This window comes from Acinetobacter sp. UBA3132, from assembly GCF_002364825.1.
Taxonomy (GTDB): domain Bacteria; phylum Pseudomonadota; class Gammaproteobacteria; order Pseudomonadales; family Moraxellaceae; genus Acinetobacter; species Acinetobacter schindleri.
The window spans coordinates 529-20,888 of the sequence record NZ_DEZM01000135.1; the positions used below are offsets into that span (position 1 = coordinate 529).

At 41.5% G+C, this 20,360-nt stretch carries 20 protein-coding genes; 12 read left to right on the forward strand and 8 right to left on the reverse strand.

The genetic code is table 11. From position 1 onward, the window contains the following. Positions 1-454: 454 nt before the first annotated feature. From B4033_RS07055 to B4033_RS07070, 4 genes are all read left to right on the forward strand, one after another. The gene (locus B4033_RS07055) at positions 455-1,621 is read left to right on the forward strand and encodes an ATP phosphoribosyltransferase regulatory subunit (protein WP_076753788.1); all 1,167 of its coding nucleotides are present in this window, start codon (positions 455-457) and stop codon (positions 1,619-1,621) included. Positions 1,622-1,692: 71 nt separating this feature from the next. After that, positions 1,693-3,012 carry an adenylosuccinate synthase gene (locus B4033_RS07060; RefSeq protein WP_004892578.1) on the forward strand — a complete coding sequence of 440 codons (1,320 nt, stop codon included), beginning with the start codon at positions 1,693-1,695 and terminating at the stop codon, positions 3,010-3,012. Positions 3,013-3,176: 164 nt separating this feature from the next. Beyond that, positions 3,177-3,485: a hypothetical protein gene (locus B4033_RS07065; RefSeq protein ID WP_103799894.1), complete on the forward strand. Its 309-nt coding sequence runs from the start codon at positions 3,177-3,179 to the stop codon at positions 3,483-3,485. 113 nt (positions 3,486-3,598) lie between these two features. Next, positions 3,599-4,369, forward strand: a complete 771-nt coding sequence (locus tag B4033_RS07070) for a M48 family metallopeptidase (RefSeq protein ID WP_071320659.1) — start codon at positions 3,599-3,601, stop codon at positions 4,367-4,369. Between the two features lie 123 nt (positions 4,370-4,492). On the opposite strand, the gene slyD is transcribed toward B4033_RS07070, so the two are convergent. The 3 genes from slyD to B4033_RS07085 form a co-directional block, all read right to left on the reverse strand. Further along, entirely contained in the window at positions 4,493-4,975 is a 483-nt protein-coding gene (slyD, locus tag B4033_RS07075; RefSeq protein WP_004892585.1) for a peptidylprolyl isomerase, read from the reverse strand. A 138-nt stretch (positions 4,976-5,113) separates the two neighbouring features. Further along, the gene (locus tag B4033_RS07080) at positions 5,114-6,400 is read right to left on the reverse strand and encodes an NAD(P)/FAD-dependent oxidoreductase (protein WP_286832856.1); all 1,287 of its coding nucleotides are present in this window, start codon (positions 6,398-6,400) and stop codon (positions 5,114-5,116) included. Positions 6,401-6,633: 233 nt separating this feature from the next. Then, positions 6,634-7,938 carry a D-alanyl-D-alanine carboxypeptidase PBP6B gene (locus B4033_RS07085; protein WP_286832858.1) on the reverse strand — a complete coding sequence of 435 codons (1,305 nt, stop codon included), beginning with the start codon at positions 7,936-7,938 and terminating at the stop codon, positions 6,634-6,636. A 175-nt stretch (positions 7,939-8,113) separates the two neighbouring features. Here B4033_RS07085 and B4033_RS07090 point away from each other — a divergent pair, with 175 nt between their 5' ends. Beyond that, on the forward strand, positions 8,114-9,817 hold the full coding sequence (locus B4033_RS07090) for a M61 family metallopeptidase (protein ID WP_286832859.1): 1,704 nt from the start codon (positions 8,114-8,116) through the stop codon (positions 9,815-9,817). Positions 9,818-9,879: 62 nt separating this feature from the next. After that, positions 9,880-10,623, forward strand: a complete 744-nt coding sequence (locus B4033_RS07095) for a hypothetical protein (protein ID WP_286832885.1) — start codon at positions 9,880-9,882, stop codon at positions 10,621-10,623. Here B4033_RS07095 and uraH read toward each other — a convergent pair. The 3 genes from uraH to B4033_RS07110 all read right to left on the reverse strand — a co-directional run bounded on the left by uraH (position 10,603) and on the right by B4033_RS07110 (position 12,875). Continuing rightward, the gene (uraH, locus tag B4033_RS07100) at positions 10,603-10,998 is read right to left on the reverse strand and encodes a hydroxyisourate hydrolase (protein ID WP_034425031.1); all 396 of its coding nucleotides are present in this window, start codon (positions 10,996-10,998) and stop codon (positions 10,603-10,605) included. The genes B4033_RS07095 and uraH overlap by 21 nt on opposite strands. Before the next feature lie 118 nt (positions 10,999-11,116). Beyond that, complete coding sequence (locus B4033_RS07105) at positions 11,117-11,908, reverse strand: pseudouridine synthase (RefSeq protein WP_286832861.1); 792 nt, start codon at positions 11,906-11,908, stop codon at positions 11,117-11,119. Positions 11,909-12,140: 232 nt separating this feature from the next. Next, positions 12,141-12,875 carry a 3'-5' exonuclease gene (locus B4033_RS07110; RefSeq protein WP_005222656.1) on the reverse strand — a complete coding sequence of 245 codons (735 nt, stop codon included), beginning with the start codon at positions 12,873-12,875 and terminating at the stop codon, positions 12,141-12,143. Positions 12,876-13,120: 245 nt separating this feature from the next. Between B4033_RS07110 and B4033_RS07115 the strand changes: the two genes are divergently transcribed. The 3 genes from B4033_RS07115 (at position 13,121) to B4033_RS07125 (ending at position 16,053) form a co-directional block, all read left to right on the forward strand. Continuing rightward, the gene (locus B4033_RS07115; RefSeq protein ID WP_004892608.1) at positions 13,121-13,255 is read left to right on the forward strand and encodes a hypothetical protein; all 135 of its coding nucleotides are present in this window, start codon (positions 13,121-13,123) and stop codon (positions 13,253-13,255) included. Positions 13,256-13,429: 174 nt separating this feature from the next. Further along, positions 13,430-13,981, forward strand: a complete 552-nt coding sequence (locus B4033_RS07120) for a M23 family metallopeptidase (RefSeq protein ID WP_071320665.1) — start codon at positions 13,430-13,432, stop codon at positions 13,979-13,981. A gap of 86 nt (positions 13,982-14,067) precedes the next feature. Further along, on the forward strand, positions 14,068-16,053 hold the full coding sequence (locus B4033_RS07125) for an acyltransferase family protein (protein ID WP_286832864.1): 1,986 nt from the start codon (positions 14,068-14,070) through the stop codon (positions 16,051-16,053). A 46-nt stretch (positions 16,054-16,099) separates the two neighbouring features. Here B4033_RS07125 and B4033_RS07130 read toward each other — a convergent pair whose 3' ends face one another. Continuing rightward, complete coding sequence (locus B4033_RS07130) at positions 16,100-17,530, reverse strand: pyridoxal phosphate-dependent aminotransferase (RefSeq protein ID WP_286832865.1); 1,431 nt, start codon at positions 17,528-17,530, stop codon at positions 16,100-16,102. Between the two features lie 230 nt (positions 17,531-17,760). Here B4033_RS07130 and msrB point away from each other — a divergent pair, with 230 nt between their 5' ends. From msrB to B4033_RS07145, 3 genes are read left to right on the forward strand one after another with little or no spacing between them, the layout of a single operon-like run. Further along, the gene (gene msrB, locus B4033_RS07135) at positions 17,761-18,180 is read left to right on the forward strand and encodes a peptide-methionine (R)-S-oxide reductase MsrB (protein WP_286832867.1); all 420 of its coding nucleotides are present in this window, start codon (positions 17,761-17,763) and stop codon (positions 18,178-18,180) included. Beyond that, positions 18,177-18,653: a glutathione peroxidase gene (locus B4033_RS07140; protein ID WP_004815442.1), complete on the forward strand. Its 477-nt coding sequence runs from the start codon at positions 18,177-18,179 to the stop codon at positions 18,651-18,653. Before msrB ends, B4033_RS07140 begins: the two co-directional genes overlap by 4 nt. A 53-nt stretch (positions 18,654-18,706) precedes the next feature. Next, positions 18,707-19,159: an energy transducer TonB family protein gene (locus B4033_RS07145; RefSeq protein ID WP_008304291.1), complete on the forward strand. Its 453-nt coding sequence runs from the start codon at positions 18,707-18,709 to the stop codon at positions 19,157-19,159. A 31-nt stretch (positions 19,160-19,190) separates the two neighbouring features. Here B4033_RS07145 and dapC read toward each other — a convergent pair whose 3' ends face one another. Then, positions 19,191-20,360 (reverse strand): succinyldiaminopimelate transaminase, encoded by a 1,170-nt coding sequence (gene dapC, locus B4033_RS07150; protein WP_286832870.1) that lies wholly within the window; start codon positions 20,358-20,360, stop codon positions 19,191-19,193.

Below are 20,360 nucleotides of genomic sequence, written 5' to 3' on the forward strand. Positions count from 1 at the left end.
TCTAATAACGAACTGTATTTTTATAATGAAGTGCAGCGTATTGTCCTGTTAACTTCAAATTTGCCTGAATAGTGCTGTTTTCTTAGGTATTCAAATCCGTGCATCTTGCATTTATGCGGGATTTTTTTAAACATTTAAAAATGAATTTTTCTGAAGTATTTGCTGGTTATTTTGGAAAGTATAGAGTTCAAGATAAAACCTTAAAGTTTTTTTAAGAAATAAAATTTTTAAAATCATGTTGATACTTTAGCTTTTGATATCTTTTTAATTGACTTGGCCCAAGTCTTCACCGCCGGATTTTCATTATCAATGTTAGTCATTTGATCAGTCAGAGAAAATTATAAAAATTGCGATGCACAGCCTAAATGATCGTGCTAGACTAGGAGAAATCGGGTGTGCTCCCGATTTTTTTATGCGGATTTGTTCCGCGCTGACAAGAATTTAGGTTTACAACATGCCCATTTCAGAGACATGGTTATTACCTGATGGTGTAGCTGATGTATTACCAGAACAAGCGCAAGTCATTGAGCATTTGCGTCGTAAATCACTGGATTTCCTCGCATCTCGAGGTTATCAGCTGGTGTACACGCCATTCATTGAATACATTGAATCTCTATCTTCTCTCTCAGAATCGAATCAGGATTTAGACTTAGCAACTTTTAAAGTGATCGACCAGCTTTCTGGCCGTTTGCTTGGTGTGCGTGCCGATATGACACCACAAGTGGCTCGTATCGATGCGCATGTACATCCAGTGGAAGGTGTAGCACGTTATTGCTATGCAGGTACTGTACTTCATACCAAGCCACAGGGTTTTAACACCACGCGTGCACCGCTGCAGCTGGGTGCAGAATTATTCGGTTCAGACAGTATTGATGCCGATGTAGAAATGATTGACCTGATGGTGAGTCTGATTCAGGAATCTGGTCTGGCAGATGGTATTCACCTTGACTTGGGTCATGTCGGTCTGTTCCGTAGTCTCGTAGCTCAAGCGGGCTTAAGTAAGGCAGCTGAACGTCAATTGTCTGACCTGTATCAGCGTAAAGCATTGCCAGAACTGCAAGAGTTTACTGCGACACTAAATCAGGGTCATGATTTCTACGTATTGGGTCGCTATGCAAGTGACTTGAATGCATTACAAACACAATTGAGTGCTGAAGTGCTGGCGAATCCAGACTTTAAACAGGCACTGGATGCATTGATCACTACTCAACAGGAAATTCAGGCACGCTGGCCGAATCTGGAAATTGGTGTCGATGTGGTTGAATTGCGTTCTTACCATTACCACACTGGCCTGATGTATGCCGTGTATGCACCAAACCGTGCTGCACCACTGGCACAAGGTGGCCGTTATGACGGTATTGGTCAACACTTTGGTCGTGCCCGTCCTGCAACCGGTTTCTCTTGTGACTTGTATAGTTTAAGTGCAGGCAAATTTGAAACTGCACAGATTATTGTTGCGCCTAAAGGTAATGATGCTGCTTTGCTTGATGCGATTCAGGGAACACGTGCACAAGGCTTAAGTGTAATTCAGTTATTAGGTAATGATGGTTTAAACTCGGTGCCGTATGCAACTCACCAGCTGGTGAATGTTGACGGTGAGTGGACAGTCAAAACAATTTAATGGTCAGGCTCAGTATTCATGTCGCTGGGCCAGGCTTTTCAACTTTAACAGCATGATGTAATGAGGCTATTATGGGCAAGAATGTTGTGGTACTTGGTACCCAATGGGGCGACGAAGGTAAAGGTAAAATCGTCGACCTGCTCACAGATCAAGCGGCAGCAGTTGTACGTTATCAAGGCGGTCACAACGCAGGCCATACTCTTGTAGTTGGTGGTAAAAAGACAGTTCTTCACCTCATTCCATCAGGTATTTTACGTGAAAACGTACTGTGCTTAATTGGTAACGGTGTGGTTCTTTCACCTGAAGCGCTCATCAAAGAGATGGATATTCTTGAAAAAGAAGGCGTGCCTGTTAAAGAGCGTCTGCGTATTTCTCCAAACTGTCCTTTGATTCTTCCAAACCACATTGCGCTTGATCAAGCACGTGAAATCAAACGTGGTAATGCGAAAATTGGTACGACTGGTCGCGGTATTGGCCCAGCTTACGAAGATAAAGTGGCTCGTCGTGCAATCCGTGTTGCTGATCTGGTACGTGGTGGTGAACATCTTAAAGCGCAGTTAACTGAGCTTCTTGAATACCATAACTTCCAGTTAACTCAATTCTACGGCGTAGAAGCAGTTAAGCTTGAAGAAGTACTTGCACTTTGCGACCAATGGCGTGAAGTGGTTGCGCCGCTTGTTATAGACGTAACAGGTGAGTTACATAAATACCGTAAAAACGGTGATAACATCATGTTTGAAGGTGCGCAAGGTTCACTTCTTGACGTTGACCACGGTACATATCCATACGTGACTTCTTCAAATACGACTGCGGGCGGCGTAAGCTCAGGTTCAGGTCTTGGTCCATTACACCTTGATTATGTATTGGGTATTACCAAAGCATACACAACACGTGTAGGTGCTGGTCCATTCCCAACTGAACTTGTGTACGATGCTGCAAATGATGTTGGCGATGCAATCGGTAAACACTTAGGTACTGTAGGTTCAGAATTTGGTGCGTCTACTGGCCGTCAACGTCGTTGTGGCTGGTTCGATGCTGAAATCCTGCGCCGTTCAGTAGAAGTAAACTCACTTTCAGGTATTTGCCTGACTAAACTTGACGTTCTTGACGGTTTAGAAGAAGTAAAAATCTGTGTAGGTTACGAAGCTGCTGATTCTGGCTGTGTAGGTTCTTCTGATGCACTTGCATTCGAAACTTTAAAACCGATCTACGAAACGATGCCAGGCTGGTCTGAGTCTACTTTCGGTGCCAAATCATTAGATCAATTGCCACAAGCTGCAATTAATTATGTGAAACGTCTTGAGCAATTGATTGAATGTCCAATCGACATCATTTCAACTGGTCCAGACCGTGAAGAAACAATTGTTCTTCGTCATCCGTTTGATGCTTAATCCTTTAAGCTGAAATGAGAAAAACCCTGTGAATTTCACAGGGTTTTTTTATAACGTATCGAGTAAGGAATACTGGCGCACGACTAAAGTTGCATCACAGAGTGATGTGTAATGCTGCTGTGCTTGTTAGAATAAATATTAAAGAAAATATAAGAGCTTGCAGGATGCAAAAAAATATCTCGGCAACCATGTTCTATTCGTTGCTATTTGCCATGGGCGGGGCTCCCACCATTGCCATGCTGATTATTCGTGCTCAAACCAGTAATCCTGAAATTATCTATAATGCGCTGGTAGGCTTAAGTGTCATTATTGCCTGCATATTGGTGCCAGTGATCCTGATCCAGAACGCGATCCTGTTTGCCAAACGCAAAAGTGAAAGTCTGGAGTTGAAGATCCAACCTTTGAGCCAGTTTTATCTGGTTTTAAATGTACTTTGTCTAATTTATTGGCTTGGCATACAATTCATCACCTGAAATATTACATAAATGCTAAAAAGATGAAGTAATTACACGTTTCAGGTATGGCGATGTTTCAATTATAATTTTTATCAAGTATTGTGCCTTGAAACTGGGGTGGAGAATCTATAATGAAAAATAAATTTTTGTTCAGCATGTGTGCGGCTACAGTCGTCACTTTATCAGGTTGTACCACTGTCGCTGATATAGCGGGCGCGGATACATCAACCTTAAACGCTGTAGCGACACAAGGCTTTAACAAGACCGTTCAGGAAGCACGTGCTGCCAATACACTGGATACGTCTTCTGCTACTTATAAGCGCATCAACACTGTATTTAACAAATTGCGTCCTTATGCAGACCAGCTGAACCAGACAGGCACCCGATTTGACTGGCAGCTGGCTGTACTGAAGAGCGATCAGGTCAATGCTTATGTTGCCCCAGGTGGTAAGGTGGTGTTCTATACGGGTATCGTCAATAAATTGAACTTAACCGATGCTGAAATTGCAGCAATTATGGGTCATGAAATGGTGCATGCGCTAGAAGAGCATTCTAAACAGAAGATTGGTGCTCAGGCATTGACTGACTTAGCTTTAGGTATTGGCCTGAGTGCAGCAGGTGTGGGTCAGGGTGGTGCAGCAGCTGCACAGCTGGGTAGCCAGATTGGTATTGGTCTACCATACTCACGTAACTTGGAAAGCCGTGCTGACCAAGGTGGCTTAATGTTGATGGCTCGTGCAGGTTATAACCCGAATGCTGCAATTACTCTTTGGGAAAAAATGAGTAAGCAAACCAGTAGTGGTGTCGCGTTCTTATCGACTCACCCATCAAGCAGTCAGCGTATTGCCGCGATGCGTCAAAATCTGCCAGCCGCAATGCAGATTTATAACCAACGTAAATAATCATTGCTTGAATTATAAAAAAGCAGGGCAGAGGATCTGCTTTTTTATGCCTGAATAAAATATATAGGCAACAAAAAAAGGCAAAGTTTTCACTTTGCCTTTTGCACTTCAGATCAATCGATCTTAGTGGTGGTGACCGCCTGCACCATGTACGTGACCATGGTCAAGTTCTTCTTGAGAAGCTTCACGGATTTCCACGATTTCAACGTCGAAAGTCAGGTCTTGGCCAGCAAGTGGGAAGTTCGCATCAACAACAACGTTTTCGCCTTCAACTGCTTTAACAGTTACGATTTGAACGCCGTCATCAGTTTGCGCCTGGAATTGCATACCAGGTTGGATGTTGTCCACACCCTGGAACATTTTCGCAGGAACTTCTTGTACTAGTTCTGGGTTGTATTCGCCATAGCCTTCAGCTGCTGGAACAGTTACAGTGAATTTGTCGCCTACAGTTTTACCAAGTAGTGCATTTTCAAGGCCAGGAATGATGTTGCCTGCACCATGCAAATATGCAAGTGGTTCACCTTGAGATTTATCGAGAGTTTCACCCTCTGCGTTAGTCAATGTGTAGTGGAAAGAAACCACGAGGTCATTTGCAACTGCAGTCATGATATTGATCCAATCAAATTTTTTAAGAGATACATCATAAAGTGAAATTGAGTTTTTGTAGACTAAAATTAGCAAAAAAAATGCAATTTCCCTATATAAATGCTGATTTTTTCATTGATGGGGGCGCATCTGTAAATTTCAATGCAATTTTATCTTCGGCGAGATTTTTCTTGTAACGAAGTCTTTTACCGTCATTACCCCAGCCTGAGTATAGCCCAAGATCGTGGCCTGATGCAGCCGATATAATGAAACATACATCGACTTGGCGACAAAGCCCTGTACATTGACCTGACCGAGTAATTCACCTACGGCTTTATTTTCACTTAAGGACACCAGAGAACCTTTATCCGAGAAGACAAACATCGGTAACTGTGTCTGACCATTCGCACGTAATCGTAAAGAATTGACAAGGAAACTGGCCTGCTGGCTGGCAACCTGTGCACGTGGTCCCAAGACGGGTTCATCAGCTCTAGGCTTGCAATGTGCACAATCCCCAAAGGCAAAAATATTCGGATCTGCGGTCGTCTGCAATGTCGCATAAACTTTAAGGCGATGAATATTGTCTCTTTCCAGTCCCTCAAGTTGCGTGAGTACCTCAGGCGCCTTGATCCCGGCTGCCCAGACTTTTACTTCTGCTTCCAGACTTGAACCATCTGCAAAATAAATATGCTCTTCATCGACTTTAGCCACACGATGTTGAGTCAGTACTTCAATACCTAGCTGTTTCAGCTGCTTCATCGTGTGCTCAGCAACTTTGGAAGACAGGGCAGGAAGAATACGATCTGCAGCTTCAATCAGGGTAATTTTGACCTTATTCGGATCAATCTTGTTTAGACCATATTTATGAAAATTATTCTTGGCAGAAACCAGTTCTGCTGCCAGTTCAACGCCTGTAGCACCTGCACCGATAATAGCAATTTTCAGTTCACGGCTATCTGCTTCATTCTGGGCATTTAAGTAAAGATGCAGCAGGTCTTGCTGGAAAATATCCGCCTGTTCGCGGCTGTCGAGGAAATGACAGAACTGTTTGACACCTTCGGTATTAAAGTCATTTGAAGTGGAGCCTAAAGCAAGCACCAAGGTGTCATAGTCAATGCTTCTATTCTTGGTAGGTTGGACCTTTTTAGAAAAGTATTCGGTTTCAACCAGAATCTGTTTGGCTTCACGGTCGATATTTTTAAACGTGCCCAGGACAAATTCATAATGATTCGCTACGGCATGGGCAAAATAATTGGTTTCTTCTTCATGCGGATTGAGTGTGCCGGCTGCAATCTCGTGAAGAAGAGGTTTCCAGATATGGGTCAGCTTCTGGTCGATCAGGGTAATCTGGGCCTTACCATTTCTGCCTAAGCTTTGTCCTAACTGGGTAGCCAGTTCCAGACCACCTGCACCACCACCTACAATCACAATTTTATGGGCTGTCATACCTTATTAACCTATTTATTTTTTTAATGAAATAGAAAGAAAACATACTATGACAGGCTTAAAATAAGGTCTTGATAAGAATTGTTATACAGCTTACAAATTGTAGCAATTCAAGGATATAAATTAATAATGTCTTTTATGGAGGTCGTTATTGGTAAAATTAAAAATAAATGCAGGCAATAAAAAAAGGACGGCTAATTAATATAATTGCCATCCTTTGTCTGTCTCAGATTTTATTTGCCAATCGGATACAATATAACGTCTGCATTCGTACTTGAGAATAGGCCAAATAACCATTGCAGGAACTTTTCAAAGAAATTCGCTTCTTCAATATCGACCTGATCTTCAATCAGGATGGTACGAATCAACTGATTATTCTGATAAACGTTTACCGTTACCAATTGCATGACTTTTGCCAGTGGCGCGGTCAGTTGGGTCTCATTCACTTCAATATTTAAGTGGGTCTGAGTTTCGCGTAATGGCTCAATGCTTTGTAGAGTACCATTCCCTGTATCTAACATCACGCGTTGAGTACTTTGATCAAACTGGTTCAGGTCAATGCTATAGCTCTGATCATAGAGTGAAGTAGTAATTAATTCAGGTTTTTTGGTCGCTACCTTAAACATTTTTAGGGTGGATTGAACCACAGGCAGTTCAGCCAGCACTTGCTTGTCCTTGAGTGCTACCTCATTGCGGGTATAGGTATAGGCCAGGTTCATTAGCTTATGAGCGACTTCCGCACGTTTTACCGCACTTTTGCTCCCCATCACCACGACGATTAAACGACGGTTAGATAGACTCATGTCCATGCTTGGACGGATCGCGGTGGCAGCCAGATTATAACCTGCAGCACGGGTAAAACCGGTTTTCAAGCCATCTACTGTTGGGTCTATTTTTAGCAATAGATTGGTGGCACGGTGGAAACGCTGGTTATAACTGAAGCTGTGTTGCTTGGAATAGAACAGATAGTTTGGCGTTTCATTGACCAAAGCCTGAGACAGTTTGGCCAGGTCGGCTGCTGTGGAATAATGCTCAGGCATGGTGATACCAGCTGGATTCTGGAAGTTGGTCTGCTGCATGCCCAGTGCTTTGGCTTCCTGATTCATACGCTCCACAAATTTGGGTACGCTTCCAGAAATTTTTTCCGCCAACGTCACTGCGGCATCATTGGCAGACATTACAATTAAGCCTGCTAATAACTGATCTACTGAAATCTGATCACCTTCTTTTAGGTACATCTGGGATTCATCCCACATCACCATATTCACTACAGACGTTGCAGTTATTACTTCATTTTTATCTAATTTTCCGGCCTGAATTTCCTTGAGCGTGATATAAGCTACCATCATTTTGGTCAGGGAAGCCGGAGCACGTTGCAGGTCTTCATTATGTGAAGCAATAGTCTGACCGGTCTGGCTGTCCAGAATGGTCCAGGCTTCTGCCTCAACACTTTCAGGATTAATATTCAGTAGGGCAGCATGCGAGATTGCGGACATAAAAAAGCACAATGTCGCAATCAGTGAGGCGATAAATTTCAAGGGGGTTCCTTATTCGACCAGTCCGTTGGCGAGCAAAAAAATTTTAGGCATGCTAAGCCTTTTTTTTTGTCATGGCTAGTACTCATTGTAGACATTTAAGACACTTCCGCAATGTATTGGAAAAAAATGTTAAGCTTAGACTTAACACATTCTAATTTCTTTTGAATCGCCCATTATGTTGCATTATCAAATCGAATTTGACGATTATCGTCAGCATCTTGTTCACGTGACTGTTCGCTTTTTAGCAGACCCTACACAGGTGTTGTCTTTGCCAACGTGGATTCCGGGCAGTTACCTGATTCGTGAATTTTCCAAGCACATTGAAGGGGTGAAAGCCTTTGATGAAGCAGGACGCCAGCTGAAAATCCAGAAATTTGAAAAGAATAAATGGCGCTTGTTTAATACCGACCATGAGCTGATTACGGTTGAATATGATGTCTATGCCTATGATCTGTCCGTACGCGGTGCATATGTCGATGGAACACGTCTATATGTGAACCCGGCCTGTACTTGTCTGGGGCTGGAAGGACAAGAAAATAAAGCGATTGAAGTTGAAATTTTCCTGCCAGATGAACTGAAACATTTCCAGTTAGCAACCGGTATGGCATCCAAGAGCCTGGTCAAAGGCCGCTATACGCTTAAAGCAGAAAATTATGCCGAGCTGATCGATTCACCATTTGAACTGGCAGAACAGACCCGTTTTAGCTTTGAAGCCAATGGTATTCCGCATGAGTTCGTGGTTTCTGGCAAACATGAGATGAATGCTGAACGTATGCAGCAGGATCTGGAAAAGATCTGTAGTACCGAAATTTCTATGTTTGGTTCGGCGCCATTTAGTAACTATACCTTTATGACCATGGCAACAGGCAACAGTTATGGCGGTCTGGAACATCCAAATTCAACCAGTCTGATTACACCACGTGACGATCTGCCGAAAGCCAACGAGCCGGAAGAGCCATCGAAGGATTATCAGCGTTTCTTAGGTTTATGTAGCCATGAATATTTCCACTCTTGGTTAGTGAAATTTATTCGCCCTGAAAACTTTGTAAATTACGATTTAAACAAAGAAGGCTACACCTCTTTACTTTGGATCTTTGAAGGATTTACTTCTTATTATGATGACCTGATTCTGCTACGTAGTGGTGTGATTAACCAGGAATCATATATTGCTTTACTGAAAGCACAGATTGACCGTTATTTGCAAAACCCAGGTCGCTTTATTCAAAGTGTGTCTGAATCAAGCTTTGATGCCTGGGTGAAATTCTATCGTCAGGATGAAAACTCGAATAATGCTGGCACCAGCTATTACAACAAAGGTTGTTTAGTGGCACTTTGCTTAGATTTAGGCTTGCGTCTACGTGGTTCAAGCCTGGATGCCTTGATGCGCAAGTTGTATGAAAATGCGCAAAATGGCATTCAGGTGAACGAGCGTACTATCTTCGAGTTATGTGAAGAATTGACTGGCGATAACTGGTTAGAACAGATCAACCATCTGATCAATACCACAGAAGACTTACCACTGGATCAGTTATTCCCTGAGTTTGGGGTAAGCTATACTCTGAAAAATGACAAGTCTCTGCCATTTGGTTTGAAATTGGTAGATAAGCCTGAAGGTGTATTCATTCAATCCGCTCGTCGTGATAGTGCTGCTGCGAAAGCAGGCCTGTCAGCCAATGATGTGATCATTGCAATTGATGGCTTGAAAGCGACGACAAAGCTTGCCGAGAAATATGCGAAGCAGGAAGGAATTTATACTGTTCATGCATTCCGTCGTGATGAGTTAATGGCCTTTGATATTCAAGCAGCGGGTTCTGAATTGACTGAAGTCGAACTTAAAATTGAAGATCAAACTAAAGCTGAGAAATGGTTGAAAGCTTGATTTGCATAGTTTAAATAAGCCATGTAAAACCGGTGCTTAGGCATCGGTTTTTTTATGTGAATATAAATAAGAAGAGTTTAAATTGGGGAATGGGAATTACGGTTGTCTGGTTAGCCATAATTTTTATATTTTGGTTTTTCGGAGATTTGAAAAGTCCAATATCTTTAAATGAATTAGGTGATTTTCTTGCAGGTATTTTTGCGCCTGTGGCATTTCTTTGGCTAGTACTTGGTTATGTGCAACAAGGTAAGCAACTTGAACAAAATACCAAAGCGTTAGAACAACAAGAACAAGCATTACAGCTTCAAATTGATGAGATGAAGGAAAGTGTGAAACAGCAGAAAAGATTGGTTGATGATCAGCAAAAATACTATAATTCTCTACAAGAATCTGTGAAGCCTATACTAGAGCTTACTCATCCTAAAATTAGATTAAAACCACATTCTATTGATGCACTAGATGCCAATATAGAATATCAAGAAGCACCATTGTTTCAGTTTAGAGTTTTTAATGATGGTAAAGAAAAAGCCTGTTTTATTGAGGTTTTAGGTGGGGTTGATAAGCTAAAATTAATACGAAAATTAAACCGTATAAATGATTTCCAGAGTGTTTGGATAGCATCTTATTTAACAATAAATGAAGCCGAAATTTTAAATAAATGTAATGAAATTAAATACAAAATACTTATTAATTTTGAAGATATTTATGGAAATGAATTTCAATTGGAACACTACTTTAATATTCAAATAAAGAGTGAAAATAAGGTACTAATTATCAATAGTGAATCAATTTCCCCGATACGTTGAATATCCATAAGAACTTAACAACAGTGGAATATGGTAATGCTCCAAAGTACCATCAATCACAAACACAACTGGAATTTCTGGGAAAAAGGTGCGTTGATTATTTGCCTTAAACCAGTCGCCCGTTTTAAAAGTCACCTTATAAATGCCTTTTTGTAGCGCAGTCTCTTTAGGATAGAATTCTTTAATCCGGCCATTATTATCTGTTTTGGCTTCATTGAGTTTGACCCATTTCTCACCTTGCTGGGCTTCTAAAGTTACCGTGATATTGGCAGAAGGCAGGCCAGTTTCCTGATTTAGCACATGCACACTGAGTGGATTGGCAAAGCCAAAAGTTGAAAGGGAAGTCGCAGCTAAAGCAAAAATGATTTTTTTCATGAGACCCATTGCAAAATGAATACTTATAATTATTCTAATAGACTGAAAAATAAAAAATATTAAAGTTATGTAATAAAAAAAGCCCACATTCGTGAGCTTTCATTGATTCATTTAAATATTATCCACGACCGCGTCCGCGACCACGTGGTGCTTTGGTATTTGGACGTGTCGTACCATTGGTCTTACGACGTGGTTTTTCACCTTCTTCCAGTTGCCAAACACGTGGTGTACCGGTTTTCTTCTTGGTACCGTCTTTATTCACTTTTTTATTGAGTGGTTTGCCACCCGTACCACCTGGTTTTTTCACGTAAGAACGTGAACGGTATGGCTCTTCTGCGGGTACATCTTTGAAGTCAGGGTAAAGCAAAGGTTCAATTTCTTTGGTTTCACCCGGTCGTAGACCCAATTGAACCAGATCAATAGAACCGATTTTGGTACGGATCAAACGTAAAGTCGGGAAACCTACGGCAGCAGTCATACGACGTACCTGACGGTTACGGCCTTCACAAATCGAAATTTCTACCCATGACGTTGGTACAGAAGCACGGTAACGAACCGGAGGATCGCGATCCCATAACCATTCAGGTTGCTGAACCTTGATTGCTTTTGCAGGTAAGGTCATACCATCCTTCAGCTCTACACCTTTACGTAACTGCTCAAGTGCTTCTTCAGTCACGTCGCCTTCAACCTGAACCAGGTAAGTCTTGAATTTTTTATTGGCAGGATTGGTAATGAACTGGTTTAAACCACCATGATCGGTGAGGAATACCAAGCCTTCCGAGTCCATATCGAGACGACCTGCCAGACGCAGTGTAGGATCATCTACGAAATCAGACATCGTCATGTGTGCTTCGTCTTTACGAAACTGGGAGAGGACGTCATAAGGTTTATTTAGAATGACGATTTTCATAGGAAAAGACTTCTATAATTACAAAAATTTGAAAATGAGCAGATTTCTTCGCGTGGGGATAGTCGTGATCTCCCATTGAAATCTAAAAAACGGTGGATTTATATATGGGTATTATGAGGGAAGACGGCCTTAAAGTGTTGCTTATCTCGAAATATTTTTGAAACCGCTGGCAGTTGAACCTATGAATAGTATCTTGTAAAAGGGTAAAGTGCAGCTATAAGTGTTAATAAAATCAAACCTGAATCTGTTTTAAAATTAAACGGAACAGCTCAGCCTGAAAAATCGCATCCTGTAATGCATTGTGATTGCCTCTGCTTTGTGGCTTTAAAATTTCAATAATATTCTTTGCCCGTGTATCTGACCAACGTCCGCCAAATGCACCCATATAAAGAGATTTAATATCGAGTGAGGAAACACCAAAAGGATTGTGTCCGATAAATTTATGGAAATAATAATTCATAAAAGACCAGTCAAAACCGGCATTTAATCCGACAAAAATTGGTGTTTCAGATTTGGAAAGATGTTGCTCAAGCCAAGTGGCGCAATTCTGCATCGCAGTGGTGGGGTCTATTCCATTTTTTGTTAAATCTTCTAAATTGAAACCGCTAACGGCCAAGGCTTTCGGGTCAGCTTTATGGGAGACCGGCTTTAATTCACAATAAAACTGGATCTCAGGTTGATCGACAAGACACATGCCGATAGATAGCAAATCATATTCCCCAGGAATCGGGCCGGAAGCTTCAATATCGACGGAAATAAACACTTCTTTTTTAGCCATTTTTGTCTGATCACTCTCATCTATCTGTAAAAATTTTAATCTTGCTTGCCAGGTTTTCTGAATATCCATATTAAAATCACTATTGTGGCAGAGAAGGGACTCTTCCAATATCTTAGATAAACAATACAGGGTTAAAATGACCGAGTTAAAGTCATCATAATCTATGATCTTTACAGTCGGAGCTGACACTAAAATCTTGGCTTCATATTTATAAATCTCAATATATAAATTATACGCTGAGTAATCTCATGTTTCAGTCTGCAAAAATCTGTAAAACTTGTAATTACAAAAAACCATGTCCCCTTAAAACAGAATAACTTAGCTAAAATGTAATTACATTGAAGCAATTAGATACGACTCTTGCATTGGTTATTTATTTATAGTGGTTAGAGTAGAAAAACAATCTTTTTGATCGAGATGAGTAGGAGTCAAAAATGGCTAGATCTCAGGCAAAACATAAGCAGGTTCAGCAAAAGGACAAAAAGGATTCCATGCAGGATGAGGATCAACAGCAGCAACAGCAGCAACCTCAAAAATCTAAACCATCACGGGCGAAAAAACGTAAATAGTCCATGATTTTGAATCGGTGATAATCAATGACAAAACCCTCTATAAGAGGGTTTTTGCTGTTTAGAAGAGAAAATAATATTCAAAGGAATCATCAATAAAAATTACAAGAACAGCACGTGTAATCAGATTGAATTGAATAAGATTATTTTAAGAAGAATGAATGAGAAATTGCAGTGCCGAATTTAAGCACCTCCTTGTTACTGATTACTATATTAATACTTTTGAGTGGCTGTCAGCCACCACCTTCTGGTGAGTCAGCGGGCTGGAAAAGTCCTTATCTGTATTGGCAATTAAGAAAAGAAACTTTATCGCAACCTTTAACCATTCCAGTCGAAGGTGTGACGCAAAGACAGCTCAATGATACTTGGGGTGCTTCACGAAGTGCAGGCCGTAAGCATGAAGGAATTGATATCTTTGCTAAACGAGGTACACCTGTGCTGAGTGCGACCAGAGGTATTGTTAGAAATATTGGAACTAATAACTTGGGCGGTAAAGTGATCTGGTTAACAGGACCTGAGCTGAGCCAGCATTATTATGCACATCTGGAGGATTATGCTGAGCATATTCAGGAAGGTGACTGGGTGGAAGCTGGCGAAGTCATTGCCTATGTGGGCAATACCGGTAATGCTAAAACCACGCCACCACATCTGCATTATGGAATTTATTTTAGTGGGCAGGGTGCTACGAATCCTTATCCTTACTTGAAAGCTGAGGAATTGGAATAAACGTCATAATGTAAGATAAATATAAAAGAATTTATTCTGAAATTGGAAAGGCATAAAATAGCTTATCTCCCGCTTTTCCTGTTTTTATGAGTATTGCCTACAGACCAGATATCGATGGCCTACGTGCTATTGCGGTATCTCTGGTTATTTTCAATCATTTAGGCTGGTCACTATTTTCTGGTGGCTATATTGGTGTAGATATCTTCTTTGTGATTTCAGGTTATCTGATCACCATTATTCTCACACGCGATATTCAGGCCCAACAATTTTCAATTGCACGATTCTATAAAAAACGTGTAGTCCGTTTGGCACCAGCGTATTTTACCGTACTCGCTGTGGTTAGCCTGATTGCCTGGCAGGTGATGCTGCCGGGTGAACTGACTGAATACTTTAAGAGTGTCATGTATGCCACTGTGCTCATTGCGAATCTCTATATGCGCAATGAAGTGGGGGATTACTTTAGCCCGAGCGTGGAAAATGTACCCCTATTGCACTTATGGTCATTGGGGGTGGAAGAACAGTTCTATATTTTCTGGCCTCTAATATTATGGCTATTTTTTTCCAGAGCATCACGCAAATATCTCTGGTTGATGATCAGTACATTGATTATTGTTCTACTGGCTTATGCTCAATACCAACTCATGCAAAATCCAGCCAAGGCCTATTACAGCATGCCGGTACGGGCTTTTGAGTTACTGATTGGCGCATTGATTACCTGTTTGCCACGACCAAAACTCCCTAAAAAATTACTACAAATTCTGGTGTGGCTTGGGGTTCTTGTTTTATTTGCAGCAGCGATTTATTTTGATCAACAGACATCATTTCCCGGTCTTATGGCGCTGATTCCGTGTCTGGCAACAGCAGTAATTATTTATCTGGGCCAATCTGTACCCGCAACCAATCTGTTGCTCAGTAATCAGCTGAGCACCTGGATCGGAAAAATTTCATATCCGCTGTATTTATGGCACTGGCCGATTATCGTGCTATTTGGCATTTATATGCTGCCACTCAATACAGAAAATCAGATCATCATTCTCCTGCTGTCAGTGCTTTTGGCATTTCTTACCTATCAGCTGGCAGAAAAACCCCTAAAACGCTTTGTAATGGCTGCCAATTACAAGGTGATTCTTCTCGGATTTGTAATTCCTGCGATCATCTTTATTGTTATCGCTCAGATTATTAAAAACAATGAGGGTTTTCCTAATCGCTTTCCACCCTCCGTATATGTCAAGCAGGAAGCATTGCAGGCTTATGCGCATGTGATTCGTAGCCAGTGTATGGATACGAATCCGAAAACCTTACCTGATCCCAAAGATTGCATATTAGGACACACGAAGGATGATATTGATTTCTTATTGATCGGTGATTCACATGCCAATGCCTATACTGCAATGCTGGATGAATGGGCTAAAGATGCCAATTTACGTGGTTATGATATTGCCCAGAGTTCAACTTTTTATTTGCCTGGTATACAGCGTTCTGAGTTAAAGCTCGGACGTTGGGAAGAACTCATTAAGTTTCAGCAACGTAATAATGCTCTTACCGAACATCTGTCTAAAACCCATTATCCAATGATTATTTTAGCCGGTTCTTATGCGCCATATTTTGGAGATGAGGTGAAACTTAAAGATGGGATTCATCAGCGCAATAATGAAATCTTTAAAATCGGCTTGATGAAAGCGCTAGAAATTGCCCACAAAGCGAGTGATCAAGTAGTAATACTGAACGATGTACCACGATTGGATTGGGATGGAATACCTTCAGACTGTAATATCCGTAACGAGATTCTAAATCGACATGCACAATGTACGGTTTCCAGAAAAAGCTACGATACTTATCTAAAACCATTTAATCAGATTCTGGCTGAAGCCAAACTGAAATACCCTGATTTGAAAATCATTGATCCGACCAAAGTGATCTGTGATCAGCAGGTATGTAAGATCATCGTGAATGATGTGCCTTTATATCGTCTAAAAGATGATAACCATATTAATGATCAGGGTTCACGTCAATTAGGGATTGAATATCTGAAACAATTTGGTAATCCACTAAAAGATTTAAAAGCAAATTAATTATAAAAAAACCGCGTTTAATAACGCGGTTTTTTTATCGGTGCTATTAACGAATTTTTGCCAGGAAACGGCTCAAACGATTAATGGCTTCACGCAGTTCATTTTCTGCTGGCAGAAATACCACACGGAAATGATCCGGAGTTGGCCAGTTAAAGCCTGTACCTTGAACCAGCAATACTTTCTCGGCACGCAGCAGATCCAGCATCAGTTTTTCATCATCTTCAATCGGGTAAATTTCCGGATCCAGACGCGGGAAGCAGTACATTGCACCTTCTGGTTTCACACAAGTGACACCAGGAATTTCATTGAGCATTTCCCAGGCAATATTGCGCTGCTCATACAGGCGACCACCTGGGCGGATCAGGTCATTAATTGACTGGTAACCCCCGAGAGCAGTCTGAATTGCATATTGCGCCTGATGGTTGGCACAAAGGCGCATCGATGCCAGCATATCCAGACCTTCGATGTAATCTGCTGCACGAGACTTATCACCCGTAATAGCCATCCAGCCAGAACGGTAACCTGCAATACGGTAAGTTTTAGATAGGCCATTGAAAGAGATACATAGCTGATCACCGGCAAGTGATGCGACGGCAACATGCTCAACACCGTCATAAACGATCTTGTCATAAATTTCGTCAGCAAACAAAATCAGGTCGTGCTTTTTCGCCAGATCCACGATTTGCTGTAATACGTGACGTGGATAAACTGAGCCTGTCGGGTTATTCGGGTTAATGATCACGATACCGCGGGTATTTGGTGTGATCTTGCTTTCCATATCTGCGATGTCTGGATACCAGTAATTTTCTTCATCACATTTATAGTGAATCGCAGTACCACCAGACAGGTTCACTGCCGCAGTCCACAACGGATAATCAGGCATTGGAATCAGCATTTCATCGCCGTCATCTAGTAAGCCTTGCATTGCCATTACAATCAGCTCGGACACGCCGTTACCCACATACACATCATTGACGTGCATATCCAGAATACCTTTTTGCTGGTAGTACTGACAGATCGCCTTACGTGCCGGGAAAATACCTTTTGAGTCGGTATATCCAATCGCATTTGGCAGGTTGAGTGCCACATCATTGATAATCTCTTGTGGTGCTTCAAAACCAAATGGAGCAGGGTTGCCGATATTCAGCTTGATGATCTTATGTCCGGCTTCCTCCATCTCGTTGGCTGCTCGTAACACTGGTCCGCGAATGTCATAGCATACATGCTCGAGTTTAGACGATTTTTTGATTTCGCGAGATTTTTGGAAAGTGTTCGGCATTTTGATGTTCTCTGAAAGAGTGGAGGTCACTTTTGCATAACGATATAAATAGCTTTTAAATGTCTCAGTGGTGACTAGATCGAGATCGTGCTCATCTCGGAGTAATGCAACAATTTTTTCATGCGTAAATCCAAGCTGTTGATATTGTTTAATCACCGGCAATAGATTTTTAAAAATTACGCTTTTTTTTTGCGACATTATTTAATCCTGAGCAAATTTAGTACCAAGCCTAACACTAAAATTGCTCACAAAAAAGCATTTAATGCAGAAAATGCTTACTTTTATTTTGTTTATTTGCTTACTTTTTGCTTTTTTGGGGGATTATATGTCTTTTGTAAAATGTTAAACAAACACTAGAATTTTTAAAATGAATGACGTAAATATAGAATTATCCTATTTAAAATAGCAAGATAGAAAGGACCGTCATCATGGGAAAACTCAGTAAATCAGACAGAGAATGGCAAAGAGAGTTATCACCTGAAGAGTTCCGTATTACACGTCAAAAAGGGACGGAGCCAGCATTTACTGGCAAATACTGGAATACGAAACAAGATGGTACTTATGTATGCCGCTGTTGTGGTGAACCTTTATTTACTTCAGAAACCAAATATGACAGTGGCTGTGGCTGGCCAAGCTTCTATAAGGCGATCAGCGGTTCTGCAATTGAAGAGCATTTAGACACATCTCATGGTATGGTCAGAACAGAAATTGTTTGCCATCATTGTGATGCACATTTAGGGCATGTTTTCACTGATGGACCTCAGCCAACAGGCTTACGTTATTGTGTGAACTCAGCTTCATTAGAATTAAAAACACAAGAAAAAAATGATGAGGAAACTTATCCATGACCAGCATATATCAGTTTGAAGCTGAATTGTTAGATGGAAAAACCAAACAATTTGCAGACTATGAAGGAAAGGTACTGTTAATTGTGAATACCGCAAGTAAGTGCGGTTTCACACCGCAGTTCGCCGGCCTAGAAAAACTTTACGAGAAATATAAAGATCGTGGCCTGGAAGTTTTAGGCTTTCCCTGTAACCAGTTTGGCGGACAGGATCCGGGCAGTAATGAGCAAATTGGTGCATATTGCCAGAAGAACTATGGGGTGACATTTCCGATGTTCTCCAAGATCGATGTCAAAGGTCCTGAAGCACATGCAATTTTCCGTTATCTGACCAATAATTCTAAAGGGATTCTGGGTAATGGTATTAAATGGAACTTTACCAAGTTCCTGATTGGGCGTGATGGCAAGGTACTGAACCGTTTTGCGCCAACCACCAAGCCTGAAGACCTGGAAGCTGAGATCGAAAAAGCGCTGTAAGGCGCTTATTCAGGGCGGTTATTGGCCGCCTTTACTCTCTTCAAGCCATTGCCATGCTATCCAGAATCCTCGTTCAGAGCCTGCTATTTAGCGCATATATCGGGCTGTTTTTAGCTCCTGCTTATGCACAGGATGAAAAAACCCAGCAATTACTAAAAAGGCTGAAGCAGCCTGTTCCAGCTTATCAGCCGCCTACTGTCAAAGATGCTGTTCCGCCACATTTGCTGGCGAAGCAGGGCTATGAAGTCAGCTGGCTAAAAGCACCGTATCTGAGATTTAATGATGCAGAATTGCAACGTGCCAAGACAGTAATTGTGCAAATGACGGTCATCGCCAATACAGGGCGGATTACCGACGTTGAGATCATTCAGAGTTCTGGCTTGAGAGTTGTCGATGCTAAAGTTAAAGAAGCGGTGCTGGCTGCCAAGCTGGAGCCGATTAAGGGTGTAGACCACAATCTGGTGTATAGTCTGGAACATAAAATTGAAATAAAAAATCCACTATAAATATAGTGGATTTTTTGTTAAAAATTTTAGGTTAAAGAATGGCTTTTAAGCGCTCAATGACCTGTTCACATTGTGCCAGATCAGCAACCAGCGCTAGACGTACATGGTTTTCACCTGGATTGCCTTGCTCAGTATCACGAGACAGGTAGCGACCAGGAAGTACTTTGATATGCGCCTGTTGCATTAAGCGTTTGGCAAATTCTTCATCCTTGTCTACTTTCAACCAGTAGTAGAAACCCGCGTCCGGTTTTTTTAGTGGCAACAAGTGACCAAGCTCTTTCTGGAACAGATCAAACTTGGCACGGTACTGTACGCGGTTTTCTTCAACATGTGCTTCATCATCCCAGGCAGCAATTGAAGCCAGCTGATGTTGAACCGGCATCGCTGCACCGTGGTAAGTACGATATTGCAGATAAGGTTTAAGCAAAGCCGCATCCCCCGCAACAAAGCCTGAACGCATGCCTGGAAGATTCGAGCGTTTAGAGAGCGAATGGAATACTACGCAGTTTTTGTAGTCATCACGTCCAATTTCTGCACAGACCTCCAGTAAACCCACAGGGGCTTCATCAAACCATAACTCTGAGTAGCATTCATCTGAAGCAATTACAAAATCATATTTATCAGAAAGTGCAACTAGCTTTTTAAACTGTTCTTTGGACAGAATTGCACCTGTCGGGTTACCCGGTGTGCAGACAAATAGGAGTGCGGTTTTTTCCCAGACTTCAGCAGGGACTGTATCAAAATCACCAAGATAATTATTTTCCTCAGTGCAGTTGATAAAGTACGGTTTTGCACCTGCAAGTAGTGTTGCACCTTCATAAATCTGATAAAAAGGATTTGGCATCACCACATAAGGTGCATCTTCACGATTAATCAGTGCCTGTACAAAAGAGAAGATTGCTTCACGGGTACCCGATACTGGCAAGATATTGCTGTCTGCGCTAATGCTGTTCAGTTTAAAACGGCGAGTCAGCCAGTTGGCGATACTGGTACGCAGTTCAGGTAAACCTTTCGAGTTTGGATAAGTTGAAAGATGCTGAAAATTATCAATAATGGCCTGTTTCACGAACTCAGGAGCTGGATGCTTTGGTTCACCAATCGATAGGGGAATGAGTGGCATATTCGCAGGCTTAATATCCGCAAAAAGTTTATTCAACTTTTCAAATGGATAAGGATGCAATAAAGACAAGCTAGAGTTCAT

What these genes read in the sequence shown, in the direction of transcription:
- B4033_RS07055 (WP_076753788.1), top strand. Translation starts at nt 455, where the DNA reads ATGCCCATTTCAGAGACATGGTTATTACCTGATGGTGTAGCTGATGTA.
- B4033_RS07060 (WP_004892578.1), top strand. Translation starts at nt 1,693, where the DNA reads ATGGGCAAGAATGTTGTGGTACTTGGTACCCAATGGGGCGACGAAGGT.
- B4033_RS07065 (WP_103799894.1), top strand. Translation starts at nt 3,177, where the DNA reads ATGCAAAAAAATATCTCGGCAACCATGTTCTATTCGTTGCTATTTGCC.
- B4033_RS07070 (WP_071320659.1), top strand. Translation starts at nt 3,599, where the DNA reads ATGAAAAATAAATTTTTGTTCAGCATGTGTGCGGCTACAGTCGTCACT.
- slyD (WP_004892585.1), bottom strand. Translation starts at nt 4,975, where the DNA reads ATGACTGCAGTTGCAAATGACCTCGTGGTTTCTTTCCACTACACATTG.
- B4033_RS07080 (WP_286832856.1), bottom strand. Translation starts at nt 6,400, where the DNA reads ATGACAGCCCATAAAATTGTGATTGTAGGTGGTGGTGCAGGTGGTCTG.
- B4033_RS07090 (WP_286832859.1), top strand. Translation starts at nt 8,114, where the DNA reads ATGTTGCATTATCAAATCGAATTTGACGATTATCGTCAGCATCTTGTT.
- uraH (WP_034425031.1), bottom strand. Translation starts at nt 10,998, where the DNA reads ATGAAAAAAATCATTTTTGCTTTAGCTGCGACTTCCCTTTCAACTTTT.
- B4033_RS07105 (WP_286832861.1), bottom strand. Translation starts at nt 11,908, where the DNA reads ATGAAAATCGTCATTCTAAATAAACCTTATGACGTCCTCTCCCAGTTT.
- B4033_RS07115 (WP_004892608.1), top strand. Translation starts at nt 13,121, where the DNA reads ATGGCTAGATCTCAGGCAAAACATAAGCAGGTTCAGCAAAAGGACAAA.
- B4033_RS07125 (WP_286832864.1), top strand. Translation starts at nt 14,068, where the DNA reads ATGAGTATTGCCTACAGACCAGATATCGATGGCCTACGTGCTATTGCG.
- B4033_RS07130 (WP_286832865.1), bottom strand. Translation starts at nt 17,530, where the DNA reads ATGTCGCAAAAAAAAAGCGTAATTTTTAAAAATCTATTGCCGGTGATT.
- msrB (WP_286832867.1), top strand. Translation starts at nt 17,761, where the DNA reads ATGGGAAAACTCAGTAAATCAGACAGAGAATGGCAAAGAGAGTTATCA.
- B4033_RS07140 (WP_004815442.1), top strand. Translation starts at nt 18,177, where the DNA reads ATGACCAGCATATATCAGTTTGAAGCTGAATTGTTAGATGGAAAAACC.
- B4033_RS07145 (WP_008304291.1), top strand. Translation starts at nt 18,707, where the DNA reads ATGCTATCCAGAATCCTCGTTCAGAGCCTGCTATTTAGCGCATATATC.
- dapC (WP_286832870.1), bottom strand. Translation starts at nt 20,360, where the DNA reads ATGAACTCTAGCTTGTCTTTATTGCATCCTTATCCATTTGAAAAGTTG.